This window comes from Shewanella sp. 10N.286.52.C2, from assembly GCF_002874545.1.
Taxonomy (GTDB): domain Bacteria; phylum Pseudomonadota; class Gammaproteobacteria; order Enterobacterales; family Shewanellaceae; genus Shewanella.
This window is the reverse complement of record NZ_MCTV01000006.1, coordinates 65,528-81,872: the sequence shown is the minus strand read 5'-3', so window position 1 is coordinate 81,872 and position 16,345 is coordinate 65,528. Positions and strand designations below refer to the sequence as shown.

Annotated in this window: 18 protein-coding genes and 1 other annotated feature; of the genes, 5 read left to right on the top strand and 13 right to left on the bottom strand. The window is 41.5% G+C overall.

The window, feature by feature from the left end; genetic code table 11:
* The first annotated feature begins 141 nt into the window (after positions 1-141).
* Positions 142-591, top strand: a complete 450-nt coding sequence (locus BCU94_RS03475) for a cytochrome c (RefSeq protein ID WP_102475617.1) — start codon at positions 142-144, stop codon at positions 589-591.
* 114 nt (positions 592-705) lie between these two features.
* On the opposite strand, the gene BCU94_RS03470 is transcribed toward BCU94_RS03475, so the two are convergent.
* Positions 706-1,386, bottom strand: a complete 681-nt coding sequence (locus BCU94_RS03470; RefSeq protein ID WP_102439220.1) for a cytochrome b/b6 domain-containing protein — start codon at positions 1,384-1,386, stop codon at positions 706-708.
* Between the two features lie 599 nt (positions 1,387-1,985).
* Here BCU94_RS03470 and raiA point away from each other — a divergent pair.
* A complete protein-coding gene (raiA, locus tag BCU94_RS03465; protein ID WP_102439283.1) occupies positions 1,986-2,339 on the top strand; it encodes a ribosome-associated translation inhibitor RaiA in 354 nt (117 codons plus the stop codon).
* A gap of 131 nt (positions 2,340-2,470) precedes the next feature.
* Positions 2,471-2,586: a sequence feature (Phe leader region), on the top strand.
* A gap of 62 nt (positions 2,587-2,648) precedes the next feature.
* Positions 2,649-4,604, top strand: a complete 1,956-nt coding sequence (gene pheA / locus BCU94_RS03460; protein ID WP_102475616.1) for a prephenate dehydratase — start codon at positions 2,649-2,651, stop codon at positions 4,602-4,604.
* A 100-nt stretch (positions 4,605-4,704) separates the two neighbouring features.
* On the opposite strand, the gene BCU94_RS03455 is transcribed toward pheA, so the two are convergent.
* The 8 genes from BCU94_RS03455 to ffh form a co-directional block, all read right to left on the bottom strand.
* Positions 4,705-5,037 carry a hypothetical protein gene (locus tag BCU94_RS03455; RefSeq protein WP_102439222.1) on the bottom strand — a complete coding sequence of 111 codons (333 nt, stop codon included), beginning with the start codon at positions 5,035-5,037 and terminating at the stop codon, positions 4,705-4,707.
* Positions 5,038-5,145: 108 nt separating this feature from the next.
* Positions 5,146-6,285, bottom strand: a complete 1,140-nt coding sequence (tyrA, locus tag BCU94_RS03450; protein WP_102475615.1) for a bifunctional chorismate mutase/prephenate dehydrogenase — start codon at positions 6,283-6,285, stop codon at positions 5,146-5,148.
* A 25-nt stretch (positions 6,286-6,310) separates the two neighbouring features.
* On the bottom strand, positions 6,311-7,384 hold the full coding sequence (locus BCU94_RS03445) for a 3-deoxy-7-phosphoheptulonate synthase (protein WP_102475614.1): 1,074 nt from the start codon (positions 7,382-7,384) through the stop codon (positions 6,311-6,313).
* A gap of 248 nt (positions 7,385-7,632) precedes the next feature.
* Positions 7,633-7,986: a 50S ribosomal protein L19 gene (gene rplS / locus BCU94_RS03440; protein WP_076542580.1), complete on the bottom strand. Its 354-nt coding sequence runs from the start codon at positions 7,984-7,986 to the stop codon at positions 7,633-7,635.
* Positions 7,987-8,021: 35 nt separating this feature from the next.
* Positions 8,022-8,768 (bottom strand): tRNA (guanosine(37)-N1)-methyltransferase TrmD, encoded by a 747-nt coding sequence (gene trmD, locus BCU94_RS03435; RefSeq protein WP_076542576.1) that lies wholly within the window; start codon positions 8,766-8,768, stop codon positions 8,022-8,024.
* A 15-nt stretch (positions 8,769-8,783) separates the two neighbouring features.
* The gene (gene rimM / locus BCU94_RS03430) at positions 8,784-9,314 is read right to left on the bottom strand and encodes a ribosome maturation factor RimM (RefSeq protein WP_076542574.1); all 531 of its coding nucleotides are present in this window, start codon (positions 9,312-9,314) and stop codon (positions 8,784-8,786) included.
* 18 nt (positions 9,315-9,332) lie between these two features.
* Positions 9,333-9,584: a 30S ribosomal protein S16 gene (rpsP, locus tag BCU94_RS03425; protein WP_102439225.1), complete on the bottom strand. Its 252-nt coding sequence runs from the start codon at positions 9,582-9,584 to the stop codon at positions 9,333-9,335.
* A gap of 216 nt (positions 9,585-9,800) precedes the next feature.
* On the bottom strand, positions 9,801-11,174 hold the full coding sequence (gene ffh, locus BCU94_RS03420) for a signal recognition particle protein (protein ID WP_102439226.1): 1,374 nt from the start codon (positions 11,172-11,174) through the stop codon (positions 9,801-9,803).
* 266 nt (positions 11,175-11,440) lie between these two features.
* On the opposite strand from ffh, the gene ccsA reads away from it, so the two are divergent.
* Positions 11,441-12,229 carry a cytochrome c biogenesis protein CcsA gene (gene ccsA / locus BCU94_RS03415; protein WP_102439227.1) on the top strand — a complete coding sequence of 263 codons (789 nt, stop codon included), beginning with the start codon at positions 11,441-11,443 and terminating at the stop codon, positions 12,227-12,229.
* Between the two features lie 101 nt (positions 12,230-12,330).
* On the top strand, positions 12,331-13,614 hold the full coding sequence (locus BCU94_RS03410; protein WP_102439228.1) for a CNNM domain-containing protein: 1,284 nt from the start codon (positions 12,331-12,333) through the stop codon (positions 13,612-13,614).
* 78 nt (positions 13,615-13,692) lie between these two features.
* Here BCU94_RS03410 and BCU94_RS03405 read toward each other — a convergent pair whose 3' ends face one another.
* The 4 genes from BCU94_RS03405 to recO form a co-directional block, all read right to left on the bottom strand.
* Positions 13,693-14,235, bottom strand: coding sequence for an Mpo1-like protein (locus BCU94_RS03405; protein WP_102439229.1), 543 nt, complete (start codon positions 14,233-14,235; stop codon positions 13,693-13,695).
* 158 nt (positions 14,236-14,393) lie between these two features.
* Positions 14,394-14,774: a holo-ACP synthase gene (acpS, locus tag BCU94_RS03400; RefSeq protein ID WP_102439230.1), complete on the bottom strand. Its 381-nt coding sequence runs from the start codon at positions 14,772-14,774 to the stop codon at positions 14,394-14,396.
* Positions 14,774-15,511, bottom strand: a complete 738-nt coding sequence (gene pdxJ / locus BCU94_RS03395; protein WP_102475613.1) for a pyridoxine 5'-phosphate synthase — start codon at positions 15,509-15,511, stop codon at positions 14,774-14,776. The genes acpS and pdxJ overlap by 1 nt, the downstream gene beginning before the upstream one ends.
* Positions 15,512-15,624: 113 nt before the next feature.
* Positions 15,625-16,332 (bottom strand): DNA repair protein RecO, encoded by a 708-nt coding sequence (recO, locus tag BCU94_RS03390; RefSeq protein WP_102439232.1) that lies wholly within the window; start codon positions 16,330-16,332, stop codon positions 15,625-15,627.
* Between the last annotated feature and the right edge of the window lie 13 nt (positions 16,333-16,345).

Genomic DNA, 16,345 nt, shown 5'->3' with positions numbered 1-16,345 from the left:
ATCATATATGCAAAATATGCCTGATAATTATTGTAAAAATCAAATTTACAATTAAACACAAAACTAGACTCGCACTTGGTTCAAATTTATGCTTAAAATGTGACAAACACCTATAAATCAATAAATAAAAAGAGATCTGTCATGAAAAATAAAATATTGGCCTTAGCTGTCAGCGTATTGCTTATTCCAACTGTCAACGCACATAACTTTGAAGATGCCAATGACGCTATCGATTATCGTAAAGCAGGTTTTAGTTTAATCCGCTACCAATTTGGCGATATGGCTGCAATGATGAAAGGCAAAAAAGAGTTTGAATTAACTGTATTTCAAACTCGCGCTGCTAATTTAGCGGCACTAGCTAAAATCCCTCATGAAGGTTTTATTGCAGGCTCTGATAACGGCGATACAGAAGCTTTAGCAAAGATCTGGTCAAATAAAGCAGACTTTGATACTAAGATGACCGAATTCCAAGAAAATGCGGTTAAGTTAGACTTGGCAGCCCAAACAGGTGATAAAAAGCAAATCAAGCAAGCATTTGGTAATACAGGCAAAAGCTGTAAAGGCTGCCATGACATGTACAAGAAAGACTAACCATAAAACATTGTTAAAAATTCAGCGCCTTAAATATGCTATTCATATTTAAGCTCGCTAATAAAAAGCCCACTGAAGTGGGCTTTTTTCTGACAGTCTCTTGAATTAATTCAATCACATAAACGCAATGATAGGTGCAATAAGCCATACCCAGACACCTGAACCAAGTATCATGACAATCCCAAAAGCAAGTAACGGTGATTTCATTTTAGGCTCAGCGCTCAGTAATTTATGTTCCTCATGGGTTAAGGTTTTTTTACCCGAAATCATCGCACCTACTAACTTGTGTCCTTTAATGGCATAAATCGTAATCGCGCAAAGATGCAATGCGATGCACCCAAGGATAAAATTGAAGTTCATTTTGTGTAACCATGTCATAAATGAAGCAGTATCAGAAGACACCATGGCGTAAAGCGGTCCTTCGGTAAAGATATCATCTGTAGCGAATAGGCCCGTTAGCAACTGCAATGTGAGCACAAATAGCATTAGCATCACCATATAACCACCCATAGGGTTATGGCCAACAACAGGCTCTTTTAACGGCTCACGTAAATAACCAATAACTTTTTTAGGTCCAGCGACAAAGTCTTTGAATTTTGCGGTATCACTACCTACAACCCCCCACAGTAACCTAAAGACAATCAGCACTAAAAAGCTATAAGCACAAACTTGGTGCCACTCCATCTCTCCTGCATCTGCTGTCCACCACAAACAAATCAGCAACGCCACCGTAAACCAGTGGAATAATCGAGTGGGTATATCCCATACCTTAATTTTTTTTTGTTCTATACTCATAGATGTGCCTTAAGCTTAGTTCTTTTAATATGCTTGATTATAAAGAGCAAATTCTTGCACTCATAGACCCTTAAGGTAAAGAAAAGTAATTAAGTATTACAGCGTTTCATCAAACAAGTGCAAACTCTAGCACTTGTGGAGCAATTAGCATCAACAGCTTACATGTTTCTGTATTATTGGATTAAAACACAAGACTTGGGTTTATTTAATCAGCTCTGAAAATAGGGCTTTGCCTATAAGTGCGGCCTTAAATCTGGATATGAGTGTCAAAATTAGAAAGATATTTGGAGCCAGTGATGACAAGCAGTATAAACGTTGGCAGCAAACATGGTTTCAATGACGTTGAACCGCTGCATAGAATGGAGTTGGTGAACAAAAATCGTTCAAAACTGGGAGGTAAGCTAGGTTGTTATCCATTCAAATATGCGCCTATTTAGATTGAGTTTCAAGACTTTTTAAGCGGTTTTTTAGCTAAATTGTCTAAGCGATCAAATATGAATCAAACAGTCTAAAAAGGCCTACAAAACGTGATTTAGATCACGATTTTTCTTTCAGAGCTTGGTAATCTGAACTTAAGCAAACAACAGAAGGTTCGAAATATGCTGAAAATCACTAGCAAGCAACTTGAAGTAACTGCACCGATTCTTGAACGTATCGAAGGACAAATTGAAAAACTCGCAAGACATGATCTACAACTCATTAACCCGCATGTAATTATCACTCAGGAAAAGCAGCTCTTTAAGATAGAAGCGTCAGTAGGCTTGCCAAGTGGAGAACTATTCGCCCAGGCGAAAAATGAAAACCTTTACGCAGCAATAACTGCAATGGGTAAAAAGCTGGAAAAACAGCTAAATCGCCTGACTCATAAACCCCAGGCTCAACGTCACGTTTCACCAACAACTGAAACCGATAATGATTTTGAGTATGTCTATAAGGAGGAAACCGCAGCTTGATGTTTTTTATTACTCTTAAACCAAAGCGCGCCCTCGGGTGCGCTTTTTTATGCAAACCATCAACAATGGGCAAACTTGATCATTATTTGATTGACACTGATAGCTTAGCGCTTTAATTTTACAGTATGAAAAATATCACTAGCCGCAATTTTATTTTCTTTTTTATTCAGCCCCCATATTGAGGCCGATTTTTTGTGTAAAAACGAAAATGAAATTTAGAGCCTCCCAACTGGGGGGCTTTTTATTATTAAATATTTAATGCTCGCTGTTCAACACCACGTCAGCTAAGCAGTCGTCATTGAGGCTATTATGAAAAAAGCGCCAGAATTGAGTCAGACCAGAGAACAAATTACCTCACTAGATAAGGACTTATTAGCCTTACTAGCCAAAAGGCGTGAATTAAGCCTTGATGTCGCCAGAAGTAAAGAAGTCGATGTTAGGCCCATCAGAGATACGCAGCGGGAAAAAGAATTATTAGAACGCTTAGTTCAACAAGGTAGAGAGCAAGGTTTAGATGCTCACTTTGTTATCTCACTTTATCAAAGCATTATTGAAGATTCAGTCTTGAATCAACAAGCCTTTTTACATGGCCGTGCTAACCCTGAAATCCAGCAACAACAATCGACCATCGCCTACCTAGGTGCTAGAGGCTCATACTCTTATCTCGCCGCCAGCCGTTTTTGTCAGCGCCGCCAAGTAGAAATGATTGATTTAGGCTGCCAAAGTTTTGATGAAATTATCAGTTCAGTTGAACTCGGCCATGCTGACTTAGGTTTTTTACCTATTGAAAATACCTCATCGGGTTCAATTAATGAAGTGTATGACGTGCTGCAACACACCTCTCTTTCAATTGTCGGAGAAACAACCATTGAAGTGGGCCATTGCTTACTCACCAAAAATAATGCTGAATTAGAACAAATCAAAACCGTATTTGCTCACCCACAGCCCATTAGCCAATGCAGTCAGTGGTTATCACAACATCCAAACTTAACGCTGGCCTATTGCTCAAGCAGTGCTGAAGCCATGCAGCAAGTCATTGACGCAGATGATGACAGTGTTGCCGCTATTGGCAGTGCTGAAGGCGGCGCCTTATATCAATTAAGTGCCACAGAAAAAGGGTTAGCCAACCAAAAAATTAATCAAAGCCGCTTTATTGTGGTTGCACGCAAAGCTGTAGCAGTGCCGTCACAACTGCCGGCAAAAACCACCTTGATTATGGCTACAGGACAAAAGCCCGGCGCGCTAGTTGAGGCGCTACTCGTATTAAAAGCCCATAACATTAATATGAGTAAGTTAGAGTCTCGCCCAATCCCTGGCACCCCGTGGGAAGAAATGTTCTACCTTGATGTTGATGAAAATCTTGCAAACCATGATATGCAGCAAGCCTTAAAAGAATTAGAAAGACTGACACGCTTTATAAAAGTGCTGGGCTGTTACCCTTGTGAAACCGTCAAACCAACTCAACTTAATAGTAGTCAGCTAGTGATTGAGCCAAATAGCTCTAAAGCCCCCAATAAAACTACCAGTGACAATCTTGATGCCCCAAAGCATTCGAAGTTGTATCGACAAGAGCAGACCATTATTGAAACCAAACAGTGTGCCATTGGTGAAAAGGACTTAGTTGCGCTGCAACAAATGACCCTTACAGACACCGATGACTTATTTGCCGCTAAGGTGAAGCAGGTGAAAGAGTCTGGTTATCAAGGGGTATTGCTACAAGCTTCATCTACAGATAACTTATCGCCGTTAAACCTTAAAAACTATTGTCATATCGTTGAGCAAGCAGGCTTGTTCAGTGCCATTGAAGTTGACTCAGTAAGCAGCTTCGATATCGCAGTAAAGTCGGCCGATATGGTTTATCTTGCCGGTAAGGCGATGTTTGATAAAGAACTGTTAGATGCAGCTGGCGCTATCAGTAAACCGGTATTGCTTGAGCGCAATACTATGGCAAGTACCTCTGACTGGCTTACTGCTGCAGATAGAGTTTTAACCACGGGTAATCAACAACTGATCTTGGTTGAAGCAGGCATTAGAAGCTTTACTAATCCTGAGCAACTGTCATTGGATTTAGCCGGATTAATTGCAATAAAGCATCAATGCCACTTGCCAGTTATTGTTAATACCAGTTACGCGGTTAACAGCCCACTTTTACATCAGCAAGCCATAGCGGTTAAGCAACTACAGGCCAACGGGCTGATTCTGAATGAGCAACAACTGGCAGAGGCAGATGACCAACATCACTTGCTACACGAGCTTCATCAATAAAACCAGCAACCAACCGCATCATTTATCCAAACCATGCGGTTGCTTTTAGCCCAATAAAAAACCGAACTTTAAGTTCGGTTTTTTATTGGTTAATCAACAATTAATACATGCTGACATTATCATTTAACCCAAGCCATCCTTTAAAAATACGATAACTAAACCAGCCTAAAGCTAATACAAATATCGGGACACTAAGCCATAATTGAGGAGTAAAATAGCCTAAGATCAATAATGGCATCAAACCTGTCATGCTATTACGTTGCCATCTTAAATGAGAGCCCAGCAAAGAGCTTGCTGGAATACGGTTTTGGGAAATATTAATTAATAAACTAAAAAACACTGGTAAAAAAAAGAGTGGAAAGGCGCTCATTAGTGCATATAAAAAATGCCCAAGCGATAAATCTTCTGCGGTGTAAACCTCAGTATTTGTCATTAGATTATCACTCCTATTAGTCCGAAAAAAAGAGCTACTTAAAAGCAGCTCCCTTTAACCTTAATCCCTGTTTGATGATTTCGCAATATTATTCAGCGTTAACTCGGCTTAATTGGTCTTCATATCATTGACAGACTGTAGCATAGCGCGGCTTTCTTGCTGAAATTGTGGCGCAAAATCCCCAAACCATTTTGCAACTTGCTCAAATTGAGACACGAATTCATCTCGATTGCCGGTCTTAAGTAGTTGAAGCGCTTGACCATAGTTATCGAGATAATCACTAATGGCGACTTGGCTACCTTCTTGGGCAAAAATAATATCAGCATACAGCTTTGGATCTTGAGCAAACAAACGCCCCACCATAGCCAACTCTAAACGATAAATAGGCGAACTAAATTGTAAAAGCGTCTCAATATCGGCCTGCTCTTTACATAAGTTCAAACCATAAACAAAAGTTGAAAAGTGACGCATGGCTTGCACTAGTTGCATGGCTTTATCATGCTTTTGTGCATCTTCGTTAACAATGCGTGCACCCCAAATAACAATTTGATCGAGCAACCATTGATAAGCTTGGGGTTCACGGCCATCACACACCACCACAACCTGTTTTGCTAAACTGCCCACATCAGGGCCAAACATTGGGTGTAAACCCACTACAGGGCCATTGTGAGCGGCAAGCATGGCATTTAAAGGCTCAGTTTTAATTGAGGTCAAATCAGCAAGAATACAATCATCAGCTAAATTGTTTAATTGATTGCTGATCACCTCGCAAGTGACATTAATTGGCACGGTAACGATCACCATGCCAGCGCCATCAAATAACTCGTCTGCGCGATGCCAGTCGTTTTTATCAAGGCTTTTTACAGTATAGCCAGACAGCGTCAGCATTTGACTAAATAAACCACCAAGTTGGCCTTCACCACCAACAATGACAATATGACCAAGATCCGTTTTTACTTGCTTAAATCCGACATCTTTTTCATTCAAATAGGACTCACGCATTAAACGACGTAAAATATCTTCAATAAGTTGCGGTGAAACATCCATCTCACTGGCTTCTTTACGGCGTTTCGCCAACATTGATGCTTCACGCTGCGGTGCGTAAATCGGCACCCCAGCAGCATGCTTAACCGCCCCGACTTGAGCAACAAGATCTAATCGCTTACGTAATAAATGCAGTAGTTGCTGATCAACGCCGTCAATGAGCTCACGCAAATTGTCTAAATCTAAAGTGGTTTTTTCATTCATCGCTTAAATCCATCCATCGCCGCGTTTATGCTGCGAATCGATTAGGTAATACAGTTTTAAGTAAATTAGCATTGCTACGCAACAATGTCTCAGTAGTTTGCCAATTTATACAAGAATCGGTTACCGATACCCCATAAGCCAGTTCTGACAGAGGCTTATTGCTGGATTGATTACCTTCATTTAAGTGACTTTCAAGCATCACCCCAATAATTGAACGGTTACCTGCATGTATTTGGTTAAACACATCCTCGCAAACTAGTGTCTGTCTTGTATAGTCTTTTGATGAATTGCCATGACTACAATCAATAATCAATCTGGCATTTAATTTGGCTTGATGTAACTGCGCTTCACACTCTGCCACACTGTCAGCATCATAATTAGGTGTTTTGCCACCACGTAAAATCACATGGCCATCGGGGTTACCTGCAGTTTGCAGTAATGACACTTGCCCTTGCTGGTTAATGCCCATAAAGCGGTGGCTGCTTGCCGCAGATTGCAGTGCATTAATCGCCACTCCAAGTTTACCGTCAGTGCCGTTTTTAAATCCTACTGGCATGGATAAGCCAGATGCCATTTCACGGTGAGTTTGCGACTCTGTGGTTCTGGCACCTATGGCCGACCAAGTCACCAGCTCTGACATATATTGTGGGCTAATGGGGTCTAACGCTTCAGTCGCTACCGGCAGCTCGAGCTCTGCAAGCCAAATCATCAACTCACGCGCCATTCTCAGTCCCTTTTCAACATCGAATGACTCGTCCATATCAGGATCGTTGATAAGGCCTTTCCAACCTACTGTCGTGCGTGGTTTTTCAAAGTAAACCCGCATCAAGATATAAAACTCATCACTGAGATCATCATGTAATTTTTTAAGCTTTAGGGCGTATTCTTTGGCAGCATCGATATCGTGGATAGAGCATGGGCCAGTAACGATTAATACTCGATTGTCACGTTTGTGGACAATATCGGCAACGGTTTTACGTGCGTCAAGAATGTACTGATAAGCGTGATCAGACAGCGGCAATGCTTTTTTTAATTCTGCTGGGGTGACCAGTACTTTCTCTGAACTAATATGAACGTTATTAATCGTATCTTGCTGCATGATATTTCTCACTTCTTAAAAAATTATTTCTGTCTTGGGGCTATCGCGTAAACCATGACTGCACTAACTGACCTTACTAAAAAGTAACACCGTACCGCTACACCATTACAAGGTTGGGCTAACTATGCCTTGGATTAAGCCACTAATCAACCACTAAATTTAATTTTCTCCAAAAACACAAAAACCCGCCATAAAGGCGGGCTATTGTGCGAACACTGCATCTAATTTTTTTAAGCGGGTAACTAGTCTTACTTAGTTGCCAACTTTTCACGGATACGTGCAGATTTACCTGAACGATCACGTAAGTAGTAAAGCTTAGCACGACGAACACGACCGCGACGCTTAACTTCGATGCTAGCTACTAGTTTACTGTGCGTTTGGAAACCACGCTCAACACCTTCGCCATTAGAGATTTTACGTACTGTAAATGCAGAATGAAGACCACGGTTACGCTTAGCGATAACCACACCTTCAAACGCTTGAAGACGTTCTTTGTTGCCTTCAACTACACGTACCTTAACTACTACTGTATCACCAGCACCAAATTCAGGTACATCTGTTTTCATTTGCTCTTCGTTGAGCATTTTAATGATGTTGTTCATAACTTACTCCGTTCTAGAAATAACTGGGCTTATGACTACACAGGTTTGTCTAAATTTTTGACAAACTCCGCTAAAAGAGTCTTTTGTTCGCCAGTCAGAGCTAGATTTTCAAATAATTCTGGTCGTCTTAAAAAAGTCCTACCAAGACTTTGTTGCAACCGCCAGAGTCTAATTTTTTTGTGGTCACCGCTTAAAAGCACTGCTGGTACACCGACACCATCTAAAGTTTCAGGGCGTGTATAGTGTGGACAATCCAATAAGCCATCAGAGAAAGAGTCTTGCTCTGCTGACGCTTGCTTACCTAGTACACCAGGTACTAACCTTGCAACTGAATCAATTAAGGTCATCGCCGGTAATTCTCCGCCCGAAAGCACATAATCACCAATTGACCACTCTTCATCAATTTCAGATTGAATAATACGTTCGTCAACACCTTCGTATCGACCACATACCAACACTAAACTTGTTGATTTACTTAACTCAGAAACGCCTTGCTGATCCAGCTTACGTCCCTGAGGTGATAAATAAATCACCTTTGCACCGTCACCTGCCGCAGCTTTCGCTGCATGAATAGCATCGCGTAACGGTTGCACCATCATCAACATGCCTGGACCACCACCGTAAGGTCGGTCATCAACAGTGTTATGTCGATCATGGGTGAAATCACGAGGATTCCACGTTTGCAACTCTAACAGGCCGTTTTTAACGGCTCGACCCGTGACTCCAAAGTCTGTAACGGCACGAAACATCTCAGGAAACAGGGTTACTACCCCTAACCGCATATGATGTACCTCGACTTAAAAGTCTGGATCCCAATCCACTAATATCTGTTTGCTTTGCAAGTTCACCTCAAGGACGAACTGCTCAGGGACAAAGGGAATCATTCGTTCCGCTTTGCCAAAAGCATCTTTTACGTTAGCTTTAACAAGGAGTACGTCGTTCGATCCTGTTTCCACGATCTGATCAACTTCACCCATGTTGTAACCTTTGGTGTTAGTCACAGTACAACCAATCAAATCTCGCCAGTAGAATTCATCTTCTGACAAGTTTTTCATTTGGTCTGACTGAATGGCAATCTCACAATTTGTAAGTGCTTGCGCATCCTCTCGTGTATTTACGCCTTCTAAGCAAGCCACGAGTGCTTTACCTTGAAAACGCCACTGAGAGACCTTAACCTCACGCCATTCACCTTGTTCTTTTATGTACCAAGGGGAATATTCAAAAATACCTTCAACAGAATCGGTATAAGAGGTGATTTTCATCCAACCTTTAATACCATGACTAGAACCTATTTTGCCTAGTACGATGGGTTGTTGATTACTACTCATCTTTATACCTTAACGCTATTAAGCAACAGCTTTACGAGCGTCTTTGATCAATTTTGCTACGCGATCTGAAGTTGCAGCACCAGTTGCAACCCAATGATCAACACGATCTAAATCTAAACGTAAAGTTTCTTCTTGACCTTTAGCTAAAGGGTTGAAAAAACCAACACGTTCGATGAAACGACCGTCACGTGCATTGCGGCTATCTGCTACAACGATACTGTAAAATGGACGCTTTTTTGCGCCGCCACGAGCTAAACGAATGGTAACCATGCGTTTTATTCCTCTAATGATTTGCTAGAAGCAAAAATAAAAAACTGGGACTCCGTGTTCGCGAAGGGCCCCAGTAGAAAGCCGGAAGATTTTACCTGACTTTTCAACTATTGCAACCAAATCCGACGATTTTTACATCGAAGGCTAATGCCTGCAATAGGTCAAAATAAATCTAACCGGCGGTATTTGAATAGATATCCATGAAAAACTTAGGCATTAACGTCCTGGAAACTTCATTCCCGGAGGCATCATACCGCCCATACTGCGCATCATTTTTTTCATGCCACCTTTACCTGACATTTTTTTCATCATTTTTTGCATTTGAGTAAACTGCTTCAAAAGACGATTAACATCCTGAATTTGAGTGCCAGAACCTAAGGCAATACGACGTTTTCGTGAACCTTTAATGATATCAGGACGCTTGCGCTCACCTGGTGTCATTGAATTAATAATAGCTTCCATTTGGCCGGTCATCTTGCCATCTTGAACTTGGGCTAACGCTTCGGGTGGTAATTGGCCTACACCTGGCAGCTTTTCAATCATGTTCATCATGCCGCCCATATTCTTCATTTGCAGCAGTTGTTCGCGAAAATCCTCTAAATCAAAGCCGCCACCTGATTTCACTTTTGAAGCAAGCTTCATGGCTTTGTCTTTATCAACGCCACGTTCTACTTCTTCAATGAGTGAAAGCACATCGCCCATACCAAGAATACGTGAAGCAATACGCTCAGGGTGGAATGGCTCAAGGGCATCAATTTTTTCACCGACACCTAAGAATTTAATCGGTTTTCCAGTAATATTACGAATCGATAACGCCGCGCCGCCACGTGCATCACCATCAATCTTTGTCAGGATCACACCGGTTAACGGTAATGCTTCATTAAATGATTTTGCAGTATTAGCTGCATCTTGGCCAGTCATAGCATCGACAACAAAGAGCGTCTCTACAGGATTAACGGCTGCATGAAGGTCTTTAATTTCATCCATCATCGCTTCATCAACATGCAAGCGACCTGCGGTATCGACAATCACAACATCAATGAACTTAAGCTTGGCATGGGCAATCGCGGCAGTAGCAATATCTACTGGCTTTTGGCTCACATCCGATGGGAAAAACTCAACTTCTACTTCGGTGGCTAAGGTTTCTAGCTGTTTGATCGCTGCAGGGCGATAAACATCGGCACTCACTACCAGTACTGATTTCTTTTCGCGTTCACGTAAAAATTTAGCCAGTTTGGCAACACTGGTGGTTTTACCCGCACCTTGTAAACCTGCCATCATTAATACTGCTGGCGGTTGACTAGCGAGGTCTAAGGCTTCATTGGCCTCACCCATTGCAATTTCAAGTTCATTTTGGACAATTTTAATGAATGCTTGTCCTGGACTTAAACTTTTTGACACCTCTTGACCAACAGCGCGTTCTTTTACACTGTTAACAAATTGGCGTACCACTGGCAAAGCAACATCAGCCTCAAGCAGCGCCATGCGCACTTCACGTAAGGTATCTTTAATGTTGTCTTCGGTTAAGCGACCACGACCACTAATATTCTTGAGGGTGCGTGACAGTCTGTCAGATAGATTCTCAAACATGCGCTGCTGTATACCTTAAACGATTCCATAATTGGCGCCCATTATACCCAAACTACTTCAATATGCGACATCAGCCTGCGCTATCAGATTTGATATTCATCATCTTTCGTAAAGAATTTGCAGTTAAATGATGGAAACTGTTAAATTTTGAGTCTTAGGTCACTCCACTATTGGGGGGCGTTCGTGTTAATCTTAACTAACTAAAGATGTGCTGATTTTATATTGTAAAAAACAACGGCACTCATAACTTGATAGGTTTATTCCAGATGGTCATTTTCCCAGCTTCGGCGATGTTGTTTTATTGCATTGCACTTATTTTAGTGACAAGCCGACTTTTCCACGTAGAAGGTCCCAATCGCAAGCTCGTTGCTATCTTTGCATCCATTGCCGTTGTGCTTCATGGCATTGCATTATCACAAACCATTTTTACCGCTGATGGGCAAAACTTTAGTTTAACCAATGTGATTTCACTTGTTAATTGGATTATTGCCTTTAGCTTTACCATTATCATGCACCGCTTAAAAGTGATTGTTGTGGTGCCTGTGGTTTATGCTTGCTCAGTTATTTCGGTTGCTGTGCTGTGGCTCATTCCCCCTCAATACATCATCCACTTTGATGTTCACCCAGAAATCCTAGCACATATTGTATTATCGCTTATGGCCTACAGTGCCTTGATGATTGCAGCTCTGTACGCTATTCAGTTGTGGCTAATCCAAAATAAATTGAAAAACAAGAAAACCATGATGAGCCCCGGCATGCCGCCATTAATGACAGTTGAAAAACAGCTGTACCATTTGGTGACTATCGGAGTGATGCTACTAACATTATCACTGGCGACAGGGTTTATCTTCTTGGAAGATATGTTTGAAGATGGCAAAGGTCACAAGGCTATTTTATCAATTATGGCCTGGGTGGTTTACTGTGTGATGCTTTGGCAGCATTACAGCATCGGTTGTCGTGTTCGTACAGCTGTAATATATACCTTATCTGGGGCAACGTTACTTTCTCTGGCTTATTTTGGCGCACGAATCGTTACTGAAATTATTTTACGATAACCGTATATTTGGTTGAATAGTATTAACCAAGCTTGACACTCATGACGAATGATTGATACTCATCATTCGTCTTTTTTTTACTACAATAACTGGAGCCATTTTTGGACGCTATTTCTACCAGCGCACTCCTCTTCTCTCTGTTGGTGTTAATTTGTATCTCAGCCTATTTTTCGGGTAGTGAGACCGCCATGATGACCTTAAATCGCTATCGCTTACGTCATTTAGCAGCTAGCGGCCACAAAGGTGCTATTCGTGCACTAAAAATGTTAGAGCGACCCGACCGCTTAATTGGCCTGATTTTAATTGGTAATAATCTGGTTAATATCTTAGCCTCAGCTATAGCAACCATTATTGGCATGCGCTTATTTGGTGACATGGGCGTAGCTATTGCCACAGGTGTTTTGACTTTGGTGGTTCTCATCTTTGCCGAGGTCACCCCAAAAACCATTGCCGCCTTACACCCTGAACGTATTGCCTTTCCGTCAAGCTTGCTATTAAAAGCCTTACTGTCGATATTATGGCCGCTAGTGAAAGTAATTAACTTAATCACTTCTGGTTTTTTACGGGTATTAGGAATTAAAAATGTCAGTGTTAATGATGCCCTTAGCCAAGAAGAATTACGCACGGTTGTTCATGAAGCTGGGGCATTGATCCCGCAGCGACATCAAGAAATGCTTTTGTCGATTCTAGATTTAGAAAAAGTCACGGTTGAAGACATTATGATCCCGCGCTCAGACATTTATGCCATTAACGTTAATGACGAATTCAAACTGATTAATAAACAGGTGACTCAAAGCCCGCACACACGAGTGTTGGTGTATCGCGATAATATCGATGATGCCGTCGGTTTTATCCACCTGCGTGATGCCTTAAGACTGCAGTCAAAAGAAGAATTTAGTAAGTCGACATTATTAAGAGCCGTAAAAGAATTGTACTTCATTCCAGAAGGCACGCCGTTAACGGTACAACTGTCTAACTTTCAGCAGAATAAAGAACGTTTTGGCTTAGTAGTGGATGAATATGGTGATATTCAAGGTTTGGTGACGTTAGAAGATATTCTTGAAGAAATTGTCGGTGATTTCACCACTTCAATGATCACCACTGCCAGTGAAGATATTGATATTCAACAAGATGGCAGTTTCATTATCGAAGCCAGCATCACCATACGTGACTTAAATAAAGAAATGAAATGGGATTTTGCCATCGATGGACCTAAAACCTTAAATGGGTTGATCATCGAACACCTTGAAGAGATTCCATCAGCCAGTACTCGCCTTAAAATAGGCCGCTATGACATTGAGGTTTTAGAGGTATCAGATAACATGATTAAAACGGTAAAAGTCATACCGGATGCTGCGCTTACTGAAGTTGAGCAGGATGACTAACATTAGTTAGTTTTAAGCTATTAAAAAGCTAAAAAGGCGCATTGAGCGCCTTTTTTAATACCAAAAATTCAATCAAACTTATGCGGTTTGACGCTTTTTAGCCTCTAACGCTCTGCGTTTATCCCGCGCTATTGGGGTGATTTCTTCTTCAAGTTCTTTGCCAAAGCCAAGCATAAAATACAACTCTGCCATTAAAAAAAACGGCCCTATCAAAAGTTGATTTAAATCGTCAATAAAAGCTGGTTTGGCTTTTTCGTATTTATGGCCGATAAACTGAATCGCCCAACCAACAACAAATACAGCAATGGCCACAAGCCAGCCCGCCCCATGCTGCGCTGCCAGCGTAGTGGTGATAAGCACTGGAACAATAAAAATCGTTAATCCTAACGCTAAACCTTTATGCAAGATGAAGTAGTAAATTAAAGTACCGATAGCAAACGCGGATGCCACATTCACATTGATATACAAATTTGGCAAAGACAGCAAATTCACCGGTATAAAATTTAACATCAAAAATACTGACCAGATAATCAGCGGTACGCCGATGAAATGGGTGCGAATATTATTCGGGTTTAAGTGCACACTTTTATAAGTTGCTAACTGCTCGACCGCTGATTTCATATCACCACCTTTAGTTGTTAGTTTTTTGTGAGTAATGGTTAACTCACGTTAACTTACCCTATCGATATCAGCAAACTCAAGTTTCGCCCTAAAAAGACTCAACCACAAAAAAAGCGCATTAAGCGCCTTTAGATATTTAATATTAACAATTTCAGTCACTAAGACTCAATAATCACAGTTGCAACGGCATAATGCTGCTCATCAGCAATAGTAATATGGCCGCGGGTTGCGCCAAGTTGCTCAAGCCTTGCTAATGCACCATCAGTAAAGCTAATTAGTGGCGCACCATTGTCATCATTACTGATATGAATATGCTGAAATGAAACTCCGCGGCCAATACCAGTGCCTAAGGCTTTCGCTGCGGCTTCTTTTGCAGCAAAACGTTTTGCTAGGTATCGATGGGCTATTTTTGAAGATTGGTAAATTTCAAGCTCTGTAGGTGTGAGTACACGCTTAGCTAACTTATCCCCTAAACGGGCATATTGCAGCTCAATGCGGTTTATCTCAATAATGTCTGTACCAATACCCACAATGGCCATTATTCGCCTCTACGCCCTTCTAGCATTAATGTTTTCATATCTTTTACTGCAGTCGCTAAACCGTCAATGGCTGCTCTAGCGATAACAGCATGCCCAATATTTAACTCATACAACTCAGGGATAGCTGCAATAGCTTTGACGTTATGGTAATGCAATCCATGTCCTGCATTAACAATCAAGCCTTTACTGTGAGCATATTTGGCCATTTCAGTAATGCGCGCCAGCTCTATAGCCTGCTCAGCATCCGTTTCAGCATCGGCATAACAACCGGTATGGATTTCAATATAAGGTGCGCCCGATGCTACAGCAGCATCTATTTGGCTTTTTTCGGCATCAATAAATAAAGATACCTTGATGCCTTCTGCAGCTAACGTCGTGACAGCTTGAGTGATTTTATCAAGTTGACCTGCCACATCTAAGCCACCTTCTGTGGTCAGCTCTTCACGCTTTTCTGGCACTAGGCAGGCATAGGCGGGCTTAACTTCACAGGCTATTGCAATCATTTCATCGGTAACGGCAAACTCAAAATTCATCCGCGTTTTAAGGGTTTTAGCCAACAAATACACATCACGGTCTTGAATATGGCGGCGATCTTCTCGTAAATGAATAGTGATGCCATCTGCGCCAGCATGTTCTGCAACTGCTGCGGCATGGATAGGATCAGGGTAACTGGTTCCACGAGCTTGACGAAGAGTGGCAATGTGATCGATGTTAATTCCTAATAAAATTCCACTCATTGTGGCTCCTTAATTGGCAAAACTGACTCGCTAACTAGCAAATCTAAAAAGTAATATTTCAAACTAGTGGGCCTATTCTAATGTAAACCACTGGCTGCTCATATATTAAAAAGTTATTGTTTAATAAATAACTTACGGCTAAGTAATGGCTTACCGCCTAATAGCGGCGTTAACAGATAGCGCATGAGCCCTTTGGCTTGATTTAGGTGCTCTGGGGTTAATTGTTTTTGCTTGAGCTGAATGAGCATCTCACCAGCGAGCAAGTTACGACTGCTTGTAAAATGCTCTGATGCGGCTTGATTTACGACAGCAAAACCGGCATCAGTAACAAAACGATAGCTGCAACCTGCCATGATCATCTCACCTAAGGTGTCGTAGTCCAGTGATGGCAAAGCACCTAATTCTAAAAGTAGCTCCATCTCAAAATAGCGTAAATGACTGGAACTAAATTGCTGCGCCAAGCCCATTAAACTGCGGTGATAATGCAGGAATAACCCTTCAGCATGTTGGCCTGAATTAAGTACCCTAACCAGCAGCTCATTAAGATACATAGCAGAATATAAACTTTCAGCTTTAAGGGGTAATGCCGGCGCTGCGGGTTCAACTTGGGTAATAAATTTAAGCGAAGAATCAGTAGAGCCTGATTTGCTATTGAACTGGAATATCAGCGGCTGAAATGGCTGAATGATACTTTTAAGGGATTTTTTTCCGCTACCTACTCTGACTAAGGCATCGACCCTTCCTACATCATCAACTAACAGGTTAACGATCACACTGGATTCTCTGTATGGTCGATGATGTAGTATGTACCCCCTTAACATAGCAGGGTTACAC